This is a genomic window from Vibrio sp. ED004, from assembly GCF_023206395.1.
GTDB lineage: Bacteria > Pseudomonadota > Gammaproteobacteria > Enterobacterales > Vibrionaceae > Vibrio.
The window spans coordinates 1,268,284-1,280,531 of sequence record NZ_CP066149.1 but is presented as its reverse complement, the minus strand read 5'-3'; the positions used below and the strand labels follow the sequence as shown (position 1 = coordinate 1,280,531).

Genomic DNA, 12,248 nt, shown 5'->3' with positions numbered 1-12,248 from the left:
ACTCAAAGACAGACCTTGAATGAGTTTGAAAGAGACTTTTAAATCAGTTTTCCGAATTTTAAAATTTGCTTGGCGACCATAGCATTGTGGACCCACCTGATTCCATGCCGAACTCAGAAGTGAAACACAATAGCGCCGATGGTAGTGTGGGGTTTCCCCATGTGAGAGTAGGACATCGCCAGGCTTTAATTTCGACTTTGTCTATTTAATAGACAAGTCACCATAGAGTTCTAAGTTTTCTTAGAGTTTTATGTTGACTTTCAAAGTGGAAAGCGTATTATACGCGTCCTGCTTACGTGCTAAGGCACTGAAAGCAAAGCTCTTTAACAATTTAAACCTATCAATCTGTGTGGGCACTCGTTGATGAATATCAAAACGTTTTATCGTTAGATAAAACAGATTCTTCGGAATCAAAATTGATTTCAATGAACTGAGTGACCAATACGTTTAACTACTTGTAGTTATTCGGCACAGTCAATTCATTATCATTCTGTTGGAATGGTAATAGCTTTAGAATTACATGTTTACTTCGGTAAATATTAGTTTTGAAGTCAGTATTCGTTGAGTCACAAAATCTTAAATTGAAGAGTTTGATCATGGCTCAGATTGAACGCTGGCGGCAGGCCTAACACATGCAAGTCGAGCGGAAACGACACTAACAATCCTTCGGGTGCGTTAATGGGCGTCGAGCGGCGGACGGGTGAGTAATGCCTAGGAAATTGCCTTGATGTGGGGATAACCATTGGAAACGATGGCTAATACCGCATAATGCCTACGGGCCAAAGAGGGGGACCTTCGGGCCTCTCGCGTCAAGATATGCCTAGGTGGGATTAGCTAGTTGGTGAGGTAATGGCTCACCAAGGCGACGATCCCTAGCTGGTCTGAGAGGATGATCAGCCACACTGGAACTGAGACACGGTCCAGACTCCTACGGGAGGCAGCAGTGGGGAATATTGCACAATGGGCGAAAGCCTGATGCAGCCATGCCGCGTGTATGAAGAAGGCCTTCGGGTTGTAAAGTACTTTCAGTTGTGAGGAAGGGTGTGTAGTTAATAGCTGCGCATCTTGACGTTAGCAACAGAAGAAGCACCGGCTAACTCCGTGCCAGCAGCCGCGGTAATACGGAGGGTGCGAGCGTTAATCGGAATTACTGGGCGTAAAGCGCATGCAGGTGGTTCATTAAGTCAGATGTGAAAGCCCGGGGCTCAACCTCGGAACTGCATTTGAAACTGGTGAACTAGAGTGCTGTAGAGGGGGGTAGAATTTCAGGTGTAGCGGTGAAATGCGTAGAGATCTGAAGGAATACCAGTGGCGAAGGCGGCCCCCTGGACAGACACTGACACTCAGATGCGAAAGCGTGGGGAGCAAACAGGATTAGATACCCTGGTAGTCCACGCCGTAAACGATGTCTACTTGGAGGTTGTGGCCTTGAGCCGTGGCTTTCGGAGCTAACGCGTTAAGTAGACCGCCTGGGGGAGTACGGTCGCAAGATTAAAACTCAAATGAATTGACGGGGGCCCGCACAAGCGGTGGAGCATGTGGTTTAATTCGATGCAACGCGAAGAACCTTACCTACTCTTGACATCCAGAGAAGCCAGCGGAGACGCAGGTGTGCCTTCGGGAGCTCTGAGACAGGTGCTGCATGGCTGTCGTCAGCTCGTGTTGTGAAATGTTGGGTTAAGTCCCGCAACGAGCGCAACCCTTATCCTTGTTTGCCAGCGAGTAATGTCGGGAACTCCAGGGAGACTGCCGGTGATAAACCGGAGGAAGGTGGGGACGACGTCAAGTCATCATGGCCCTTACGAGTAGGGCTACACACGTGCTACAATGGCGCATACAGAGGGCAGCAAGCTAGCGATAGTGAGCGAATCCCAAAAAGTGCGTCGTAGTCCGGATTGGAGTCTGCAACTCGACTCCATGAAGTCGGAATCGCTAGTAATCGTGAATCAGAATGTCACGGTGAATACGTTCCCGGGCCTTGTACACACCGCCCGTCACACCATGGGAGTGGGCTGCAAAAGAAGTGGGTAGTTTAACCTTTCGGGGAGGACGCTCACCACTTTGTGGTTCATGACTGGGGTGAAGTCGTAACAAGGTAGCCCTAGGGGAACCTGGGGCTGGATCACCTCCTTATACGAAGATACTCACGATAAGTGTCCACACAGATTGATTAGGTTTAGAAAAGTTAAGAGACGATATTGGGTCTGTAGCTCAGCTGGTTAGAGCGCTCGCCTGATAAGCGGGAGGTCGGTGGTTCAAGTCCACTCAGACCCACCAATATCGACCTAGATGGGGCTATAGCTCAGCTGGGAGAGCGCCTGCCTTGCACGCAGGAGGTCTGCGGTTCGATCCCGCATAGCTCCACCATCTTTAAGGGTTTTTCCCTAAGAATCTTTAAAAATGGTTTCGAAAGAAATCTAGCTCTTTAACAATTTGGAAAGCTGACTGATTGATTACTTACGAGTAATTCAATCAAATTTAAAAGTTCTCAATGTTTATCTGCTCTTATTTAATAAGAACGGTATAAACACAACAAACACATTCAAGTGTCTTGTATTCGATTCAAACAAGTTTGAATCACAATTGAGTCCGGCAAACAGTCATTGAGAATTAACCCTTCTTGATGACAACCAAAAACCTTGGTTAGTTGCCATACGCTAAGACCCTTTCGGGTTGTATGGTTAAGTGACTAAGCGTACACGGTGGATGCCTTGGCAGTCAGAGGCGATGAAAGGCGTAATAACTTGCGATAAGCCCAGATTAGGTAGTAATAACCTTTAAGTCTGGGATTCCTGAATGGGGAAACCCACTTACATAAGTAAGTATCCTGTTGTGAATACATAGCAACAGGAGGCAAAACCGGGGAACTGAAACATCTAAGTACCCCGAGGAAGAGAAATCAACCGAGATTCCGAAAGTAGCGGCGAGCGAAATTGATTAGCCCTTAAGCTTTAATGAGACAGATGAAGGCTCTGGAAAGTGCCGCAATAAAGGTGATAGCCCCGTAATCGACATCTCATCATCAGTGAAAACGAGTAGGGCGGGACACGTGATATCCTGTCTGAATATGGGGGACCATCCTCCAAGGCTAAATACTACTGACTGACCGATAGTGAACCAGTACCGTGAGGGAAAGGCGAAAAGAACCCCTGTGAGGGGAGTGAAATAGAACCTGAAACCGTGTACGTACAAGCAGTAGGAGCACCTTCGTGGTGTGACTGCGTACCTTTGTATAATGGGTCAGCGACTTAATTTTAGTAGCAAGGTTAACCGTTTAGGGGAGCCGTAGGGAAACCGAGTCTTAACTGGGCGTACAGTTGCTAGGATTAGACCCGAAACCAGGTGATCTAGCCATGGGCAGGTTGAAGGTTGAGTAACATCAACTGGAGGACCGAACCGACTAATGTTGAAAAATTAGCGGATGACTTGTGGCTAGGGTGAAAGGCCAATCAAACCTGGAGATAGCTGGTTCTCCCCGAAAGCTATTTAGGTAGCGCCTCGGACGAATACTACTGGGGGTAGAGCACTGTTAAGGCTAGGGGGTCATCCCGACTTACCAACCCTTTGCAAACCCGAATACCAGTAAGTACTATCCGGGAGACACACGGCGGGTGCTAACGTCCGTCGTGGAGAGGGAAACAACCCAGACCGCCAGCTAAGGTCCCAAAGTATAGCTAAGTGGGAAACGATGTGGGAAGGCTCAGACAGCCAGGATGTTGGCTTAGAAGCAGCCATCATTTAAAGAAAGCGTAATAGCTCACTGGTCGAGTCGGCCTGCGCGGAAGATGTAACGGGGCTAAGCTATACACCGAAGCTGCGGCTACGTACCTTAGGGTGCGGGGTAGGGGAGCGTTCTGTAAGCCGTTGAAGGTGGTCTGTAAGGGCTGCTGGAGGTATCAGAAGTGCGAATGCTGACATGAGTAACGATAAAGGGAGTGAAAACTCCCTCGCCGGAAGACCAAGGGTTCCTGTCCAACGTTAATCGGGGCAGGGTAAGTCGACTCCTAAGGCGAGGCCGAAAGGCGTAGTCGATGGGAAACGGGTTAATATTCCCGTACTTTTACAATTGCGATGGGGGACGGAGAAGGCTAGGTGGGCCTGGCGACGGTTGCCCAGGTTCAAGTACGTAGGCGGGTGGTTTAGGTAAATCCGGACCGCTACTAACGCTGAGATACGATGTCGAGCTACTACGGTAGTGAAGTCATTGATGCCATGCTTCCAGGAAAAGCCTCTAAGCTTCAGATTGTAAGGAATCGTACCCCAAACCGACACAGGTGGTCGGGTAGAGAATACCAAGGCGCTTGAGAGAACTCGTGAAGGAACCAGGGCAAAATGGTACCGTAACTTCGGGAGAAGGTACGCTCTTATCAGTGAAGTCCCTTGCGGATGGAGCAGACGAGAGTCGCAGATACCAGGTGGCTGCAACTGTTTATTAAAACACAGCACTGTGCAAAATCGTAAGATGACGTATACGGTGTGACGCCTGCCCGGTGCCGGAAGGTTAATTGATGGGGTTAGACTTCGGTCGAAGCTCTTGATCGAAGCCCCGGTAAACGGCGGCCGTAACTATAACGGTCCTAAGGTAGCGAAATTCCTTGTCGGGTAAGTTCCGACCTGCACGAATGGCGTAATGATGGCCACGCTGTCTCCACCCGAGACTCAGTGAAATTGAAATCGCTGTGAAGATGCAGTGTACCCGCGGCTAGACGGAAAGACCCCGTGAACCTTTACTACAGCTTGGCACTGAACATTGAACCTACATGTGTAGGATAGGTGGGAGACTATGAAACCGCGTCGCTAGATGTGGTGGAGTCGTCCTTGAAATACCACCCTTGTAGTTTTGATGTTCTAACGTTGGTCCCTGAATCGGGATTACGGACAGTGCCTGGTGGGTAGTTTGACTGGGGCGGTCTCCTCCCAAAGAGTAACGGAGGAGCACGAAGGTGGGCTAAACACGGTTGGACATCGTGTGGTTAGTGCAATGGCATAAGCCCGCTTGACTGCGAGAATGACAATTCGAGCAGGTGCGAAAGCAGGTCATAGTGATCCGGTGGTTCTGAATGGAAGGGCCATCGCTCAACGGATAAAAGGTACTCCGGGGATAACAGGCTGATACCGCCCAAGAGTTCATATCGACGGCGGTGTTTGGCACCTCGATGTCGGCTCATCACATCCTGGGGCTGAAGTCGGTCCCAAGGGTATGGCTGTTCGCCATTTAAAGTGGTACGCGAGCTGGGTTTAGAACGTCGTGAGACAGTTCGGTCCCTATCTGCCGTGGGCGTTGGAAAATTGAAGGGGGCTGCTCCTAGTACGAGAGGACCGGAGTGGACGAACCTCTGGTGTTCGGGTTGTCATGCCAATGGCATTGCCCGGTAGCTAAGTTCGGAATCGATAACCGCTGAAAGCATCTAAGCGGGAAGCGAGCCCTGAGATGAGTTTTCCCTGACGCTTTAAGCGTCCTTAAGGGTTGTTCAAGACTAGAACGTTGATAGGCAGGGTGTGTAAGTGCTGCGAGGCATTGAGCTAACCTGTACTAATTGCCCGTGAGGCTTAACCATACAACACCCAAGGGGTTTTGTGGACTCAAAGACAGACCTTGAATGAGTTTGAAGAGACACTTTTAAATTACAGTTTTCCGAATTTTAAAATTTGCTTGGCGACCATAGCATTGTGGACCCACCTGATTCCATGCCGAACTCAGAAGTGAAACACAATAGCGCCGATGGTAGTGTGGGGCTTCCCCATGTGAGAGTAGGACATCGCCAGGCTTTAAATCTTTAGAATCGTTTTAAACGGTTCTGAATTGCTGATATAGCTCAGCCCGGTAGAGCGCACCCTTGGTAAGGGTGAGGTCCCCAGTTCGAGTCTGGGTATCAGCACCATATTTGGTTGATTTGGTTATTCAAGTTAACAACAGAATTTGTTTGACGACCATAGCATTGTGGACCCACCTGATTCCATGCCGAACTCAGAAGTGAAACATAATAGCGCCGATGGTAGTGTGGGGCTTCCCCATGTGAGAGTAGGACATCGTCAGGCTCAAATTGCTTTAAGCTGAATAGACACTGCGGAGTGGTAGTTCAGTTGGTTAGAATACCGGCCTGTCACGCCGGGGGTCGCGGGTTCGAGTCCCGTCCACTCCGCCACTCATTAGAGAGCCTAGTCTTATGACTAGGCTTTCGTCGTTTTGGGAATAGATATTTTGGTCTTCGACCAATGAATCCCGGTCGCCTGAGACCCCAACCACTTCGTCACTTATAGAGAAGCTCTGCTAGAAATAGCAGGGCTTTTTTTAGGTTCATCGCGGATTAGCGGGAACTAAAAACAAAAAAACGGTAGTAAGTGATATGGTTTAGTCGCCAAACAAAAATCATACACAAACTACCGTTTTCATGCCGAATCATACTTTCCTATCTTCATTCTGGGAAGGCTTTAAAATAGTAAAGTCTCACCAGACAGCATCACTTGTTACACTAACTCTTAAACCTAATTCTGAGGCTAAATGCCTTTGCGGTCTTGAAGCTGAGGCTATCCATGAGTATCAATGGCGTCATGTGAAAGAGGCCATGTTGTTCAATGTTCCTGTTGAGCTTTCCGTTCAAACTCGAAGGATCAAGTGTCGTGACTGCGGCATAAAAACAGAGTTTCTATCTTGGTTAGAGCCTTATGCTCGTATAACGACGCGTCTAAAAAGCTATATAGAACAACTACTGCCTCTTCTTCCCATTAAGCATATCTCCCAGTTAACGAGCGTTCATTGGCACACCATTAAAGAGATAGATAAACGTCGACTTCGCCAAGTGGTACCGTCAGTGAAATGGGAAGGGCTAAGGCAACTCGTCATGGACGAGTTCGCCATCTTTAAAGGGCACCGATATGCCACAGTCATCGCTGATGCTAAGACTCACCAAGTCATTTGGGTAGGGTTAGGTCGTAGCCGCAAGGACATACGACCGTTTTTCGAGCAGTTAGGCAAGCATGGTAACAATATCGAAGCGGTCGCAATGGACATGAATACGGCTTTTGACCTTGAAGTTCAAGCGCACTGCCCGAATGCAAAAATCGTTTACGACTTATTCCATGTTGTTGCTAAGTTCGGTCGTGAGGTGATGGATAGAGTCAGAGTCGACCAAGCTAACAAACTCAAGCAGGATAAAAAAGCGAGGCAATGGGTGAAGCGCTCACGCTGGGTACTGCTGAAAAACAGAGGTAATTTAAATGCACGACAAGATAGCTATCTTACTGAAATATTGAATATCAATAAGGACTTGATGGCCACTTATATACTCGGCTCACAACTCAAAGAGCTTTGGTACTGTAAATCAGAAGCACATGCTAAGGGGCTCTGGGAGGTATGGTGGGCACAAGTGCAAGAGAGTGGAATTAAGCCATTGAAAGAGTTTGCACGAAAACTGAGGCCTTATCTTCACGGTATTATTGCATCGGCAACTTATCCGCTCAACACCTGCACATTGGAAGGGATAAACAACAAAATAAAGTTAATCAAGCGAATGGGGTATGGATATCGAGATACAGACTACTTCTTCTTGAAGATAAAAGCGGCTTTCCCCGGAAAGCCGCGATGAACCTTTTTTTACATTTGAATCATTGTATGTACACTCTTTGGTCGAAATAGCCCCGCTAGTGCGCAAGTCCGATAGAATACCAGCCTAGTCTTGTGACTTGGCTTTCGTCGTTTTTGCGCGTAGATATTTGAGCTTTACCAACTAGCCCCAGCCTCCTGATACCCTACTTACAACTCCGCTTATAAGTATGCCTATTTGAGTAATGATTTCTTGCTGCATGAGTCGTTAGCTATTTACTCATCATAAAAAACCTTCGTTGAGAGTCATTAGGCTTTTTGCACTTAATCTAATTATTTGGGCTCCGTTGTTATTTTGAGGCTCGATTATTTAGTCACGGTTCTGAAAGCTCATTCGTAGAATTAGATTTAGGACGATTTTTACATACAGTTTTGTCATCCGACCAAAGACTTGCCACGCAATTACAAAGCTCTGCTGTGAGTATAGAGAGCTCCTTATAGAGGGTACTCACATAGTTCGACTTAACTCTTTGCACACCGAACAGAGTGGCTTAAGAGGTTTATGTGGAGTAGTTCTCGGAAGGTTTACTATCAGGGCGGTCTTAATACTCACACAGGAGTCTTGCGAGCAACAATAGTGCTATTAGAAAGCGCGAGACTATAGATACTTGTAAACAAAGCTTCTATTTTGCTTCCTTTCCCCTCAGGATCTAGTCTGCTTGCCGCTCTTTTTAATGCCTAGCTTAGCCAGAGGCTTACCTAGAAATATCACAATCTATAAGCTGGCGCTGAGTGTAGAAAGAGTTTCGCTATGCAGTCATACAAGCTAGTACTTAATACCTTTTATTCAAGCGCTAGAGGCTAGCGTATCTACTACTCAATAGTCTTTAACCACTAATCAAGCTTACAGTATTCTAAAAGCCTTTAGGCGCCTCACAAATGGACCTTAAAGATGAATATCAACGTTATTACTTTGCTTAGTATTCATGTAGTAGTTAGTCGTTGAATAAGGGGGATATTCAAGATTTGAAGAACACAATTAATGTGGAATTAAGCAGACATAATATCTCTAACACTGACGTATGTAGAGTTGTCTTAAATCTATTGATTACAGTGACTTAAGAGGCGTTTTTTGGCTTGTCGGTGGAGATGTATTTTTCCTCAACACTAGCAGTGGATATGTGAGGTTGGTGACCAGTATCTGTGAGTTATTCATTTTACTGCTTGCTAGTTCAAGCTATGTTCTGGCTAATGCGACTAATATTAGATGGCAATTAACATCCCCCTAAGATCATGAATTGATAGTTTTGGTAACTAGACATATTCCTAAAGCCTTGAAGGTAACTCGATGAAATTAAGTTTTAACTTTGAAGATGCTAGCCAGATCTTTGTTGGATCTTTTGCTTTGGCCGTGCCGATTTCTTTTTCTGAAGAGGCCTGGAGACTAGGGGAGACTTTACCCACAGCTAACTTATTATTGCTGTTCCTTTTGTCTGCGGTGTTCCTTGGCTTTTATACCTATGAGAGCGTATTTCAGAAAGATATTGTTGCTCGCCTGCCGGTCTTTATTTTTCGAATAGTTATTGCTTATGTGATGACAGCATTGGTTGTTGCTTTGGTGCTGACTTGTTTGGATAAGCTCCCCTTGTTAAGCGACCCTATTGTGTCGATCAAAAGGGTGATTGTAATTTCCATGCCTGCATCTATGGGAGCGATTGTAGTGGATAGTTTTGACAAAGAGTGACTCTGATGCCATTTCAATTTGAACAACCGACAGAGCCTTTCTAGAGCCTAATTGATTCGCTCTAAAGCTCGTTCATTCCTCTAGAACCAATCAACAGTAACGTAACTAATGAGCCCGTTATAACTGACTCTCTGTACAAATTGACAGTCTGTTGTTGCAGGAGTTAAAACGGAACTAGAGAATAAAGTGTGATTAGCGCTGAAGGGTGTTTAAAACTGTTGGTTTCTGGATTGAATGAGGCATTAGAAAGATGAAGGGGAGTTATGGAAAAGTTAGGATCTTCAGATGCAAAAAAGCCGCATCGGTGATGCGGCTTTCTTTAATTGGCTCCCCTTGCAAGACTTGAACTTGCGACATACGGATTAACAGTCCGCCGTTCTACCAACTGAACTAAAGGGGAATTGATTGTTTAGTCTCTAATCAAGAGAATGGTGCCGACTACCGGAATCGAACTGGTGACCTACTGATTACAAGTCAGTTGCTCTACCTACTGAGCTAAGTCGGCATCATGAATCAAAAAGCTTATACTTGATGATTAACTTGGCTCCCCTTGCAAGACTTGAACTTGCGACATACGGATTAACAGTCCGCCGTTCTACCAACTGAACTAAAGGGGAATTATTCTTAAAGCTTTAAAGAAATGGTGCCGACTACCGGAATCGAACTGGTGACCTACTGATTACAAGTCAGTTGCTCTACCTACTGAGCTAAGTCGGCACATAATATTTCTTTGTGCTTTACTGTTGTTGTCTAGGACACCAACAAATAAATTGTGGTGCCCGGAGGCGGAATCGAACCACCGACACGAGGATTTTCAATCCTCTGCTCTACCGACTGAGCTATCCGGGCGACGAGGTGTATTAAACGTGTTTTCGCGTTCTGGGTCAACATTAAATTGCAAAAAAAGTGTTGTTTGATGTTTTTCTATACTTAGTGGGTTGTTTTTGTTCATTTGGCACGAAAAACCTAGGTCTAGCATGCCTTAAAAGAGAGCAAAACTTAGGTTAACTACACTGAATGGGTGCCGAAATAAAAAAAGCACGTATGAAAACGTGCTTTTTTACTTAAGAATTTTATCGAGAGTTTAGTGTTTTACTTCAAACCTATTAACCCAAGCTTCTAATTCGTTAGAAAGAGAGGCGAGGGTTTGGGTACTGTTGTGACTTTCTGTAACGACATTACTCAGTTGGTTGCCACTTTCTTCGATCATATTGATGCGCTTTGAAATGTCATCGCTCACCTGGGTCTGCTCAGCAGCAGCTGTCGCGATTTGATGACTCATCGAGGAAATAGACTCCAGAGCGATAACAATCTGTTGTAGCGCTTCAGAGGCATTTTGAGACTCGGTTACGGTGCTCTCACTGGTTGCTGCACACACTTCCATGGTTTGAATAGCGTTACGAGAGCCTTCTTGAAGATTATTAATCATTAACTGGATTTCTTTGGTACTTGACTGTGTTCTACCTGCAAGGTTACGAACTTCGTCAGCAACAACCGCAAACCCACGACCTTGTTCGCCAGCTCGAGCGGCCTCAATAGCGGCATTCAGTGCCAATAGGTTAGTCTGTTCTGCAATGTCACCGATAACGTCGAGTACTTTGACAATGTTGTTTACATCGTTGTCTAGGTTAGCGACAGCTTCACTTGCCGTGCCTAATTGGCCTGCTAGCCCTTGAATGTTGTCTACTGTGTTGTGAATAAGACGTTGGGTATGTTGGCTCTGTTTGTCTGCTTCATCAGTATTACGCGCTGTATCGCCTGCTGAATCAGCAACATTGTTAGCCGAAGAAGCCATTTCGGTCATTGCTGTCGCGATCATCTCAGTTGATTGTTGCTGAGTTTCGGTTAGTTGAGCGATAGAACCTGCACGATCTTCTACGCGCTGTAATTCGCCTCTTAATGCCAACATAGAAGCATTTAGGTTTGAGACTAGTTCAGCTAACGACTTACTCATTTGCTGAACAGCGTGATAGATACTGCCGTTTATCGCTTGAGTTTCGAAAGAGGTTTGAATACGGCCTTCAGCAACGGCTTGTACGGCTTCTCTTACATCTTTAGGCTCGCCACCAAGAAGCGCTAGCATGCGTTTAATGGATACGATTAAGCTCGATAGAATAAGGCCTGCAATCACGACACAAAGGAATAGCTGCCATTGAGCGGTAGACCAGAAACGTGCGTTAACTTCGTTGAAGCCGATACCAGTGCCGACAACCCAACCCCAGTGTGGTGTTTTCTCTGCAATAGACAGTTTTTCTTCAATGGTTCCGTCTGGAAGTTTTTGCGTCCAGGTGTATTCAACGATCTGTCCAGTACGATTGCCAAGCACTCTTTGTATAAGCTGGCCAACGCTATTTCCATCACCGTCTTTAAAGTCATTGAAGCTTGTTCCATGCAGCTGTGGATCTAGCGGTGTCGCGACAAATGTCATGTTTTCATCTGCAACGTAGACGTATTCATTGTCTTTATAGATATTGTTACGCAGTAGGCGAGTTGCAAGTTGTTTCGCTTGTTGTTCTTCTAGAGTGCCATCAATAGCCATTTTCTCGACTTCAGTAAGAATGCTGTATGCACTCTTAAATAGCTCTGTAACGCGAGCTTTGTTGTCCATGTTGCTAGCGACTCTCAAGGTCCATAAACCAGTAGCAGTCAGCGCTAGCAGGGCGATCAAGATGATGCCTGATAATAAGTAAGCTTGCGTTTTTAATTTCATATTTCCCCGCGCAGCGATTCAATAATAAGTATTAGGTATATTTCATCGAATCTTAATCTAAGTCGTGTAGAGCAGATATCAGAAAGATATCAAAACATGATGAAGATTAAATTTACGAAGAAAAAAAAGTAACAGAACGATGGGTTGTTTATTTTTGTGTGACTATGAACGAGTTTTAAAAGTGTTGGTTTGGTGAATTGACGGAGTTTGGCGCGCGAGTTCGTGGGAAGTTAAATAAGAAGAAGATATTG

Annotated in this window: 3 protein-coding genes, 9 tRNA genes and 5 rRNA genes; 11 read left to right on the top strand and 6 right to left on the bottom strand. The window is 45.9% G+C overall.

Annotated elements, in window-relative coordinates:
- Positions 1–68 precede the first annotated feature (68 nt).
- The 11 genes from rrf (ITG10_RS05625) (at position 69) to ITG10_RS05575 (ending at position 9,287) form a co-directional block, all read left to right on the top strand.
- Positions 69–184 (top strand): 5S ribosomal RNA (rrf, locus tag ITG10_RS05625).
- 394 nt (positions 185–578) lie between these two features.
- Positions 579–2,133, top strand: a 16S ribosomal RNA gene (locus ITG10_RS05620).
- 67 nt (positions 2,134–2,200) lie between these two features.
- A tRNA-Ile gene (locus ITG10_RS05615) sits at positions 2,201–2,277 on the top strand.
- 14 nt (positions 2,278–2,291) lie between these two features.
- Positions 2,292–2,367 (top strand) — tRNA-Ala (locus tag ITG10_RS05610).
- A 312-nt stretch (positions 2,368–2,679) separates the two neighbouring features.
- Positions 2,680–5,558: ribosomal RNA gene (locus ITG10_RS05605) — 23S ribosomal RNA — on the top strand.
- A gap of 94 nt (positions 5,559–5,652) precedes the next feature.
- Positions 5,653–5,768 (top strand): 5S ribosomal RNA (rrf, locus tag ITG10_RS05600).
- Positions 5,769–5,805: 37 nt separating this feature from the next.
- Positions 5,806–5,882, top strand: a tRNA-Thr gene (locus tag ITG10_RS05595).
- A 41-nt stretch (positions 5,883–5,923) separates the two neighbouring features.
- Positions 5,924–6,039 (top strand): 5S ribosomal RNA (gene rrf, locus ITG10_RS05590).
- Together the 16S, 23S and 5S rRNA genes with 4 tRNA genes alongside form the textbook arrangement of a ribosomal RNA operon.
- Positions 6,040–6,069: 30 nt before the next feature.
- Positions 6,070–6,146: transfer RNA gene (locus ITG10_RS05585), tRNA-Asp, on the top strand.
- Between the two features lie 246 nt (positions 6,147–6,392).
- Positions 6,393–7,586 (top strand): ISL3 family transposase, encoded by a 1,194-nt coding sequence (locus ITG10_RS05580; protein WP_248386745.1) that lies wholly within the window; start codon positions 6,393–6,395, stop codon positions 7,584–7,586.
- Positions 7,587–8,891: 1,305 nt separating this feature from the next.
- A complete protein-coding gene (locus ITG10_RS05575; protein ID WP_017629541.1) occupies positions 8,892–9,287 on the top strand; it encodes a DUF2391 family protein in 396 nt (131 codons plus the stop codon).
- Between the two features lie 324 nt (positions 9,288–9,611).
- Here ITG10_RS05575 and ITG10_RS05570 read toward each other — a convergent pair.
- From ITG10_RS05570 to ITG10_RS05545, 6 genes are all read right to left on the bottom strand, one after another.
- A tRNA-Asn gene (locus ITG10_RS05570) sits at positions 9,612–9,687 on the bottom strand.
- A gap of 29 nt (positions 9,688–9,716) precedes the next feature.
- Positions 9,717–9,792, bottom strand: a tRNA-Thr gene (locus ITG10_RS05565).
- Between the two features lie 36 nt (positions 9,793–9,828).
- Positions 9,829–9,904: transfer RNA gene (locus ITG10_RS05560), tRNA-Asn, on the bottom strand.
- 24 nt (positions 9,905–9,928) lie between these two features.
- A tRNA-Thr gene (locus tag ITG10_RS05555) sits at positions 9,929–10,004 on the bottom strand.
- A gap of 56 nt (positions 10,005–10,060) precedes the next feature.
- Positions 10,061–10,136 (bottom strand) — tRNA-Phe (locus tag ITG10_RS05550).
- 235 nt (positions 10,137–10,371) lie between these two features.
- Positions 10,372–11,997: a methyl-accepting chemotaxis protein gene (locus ITG10_RS05545; RefSeq protein ID WP_017629542.1), complete on the bottom strand. Its 1,626-nt coding sequence runs from the start codon at positions 11,995–11,997 to the stop codon at positions 10,372–10,374.
- Positions 11,998–12,248: the final 251 nt, after the last annotated feature.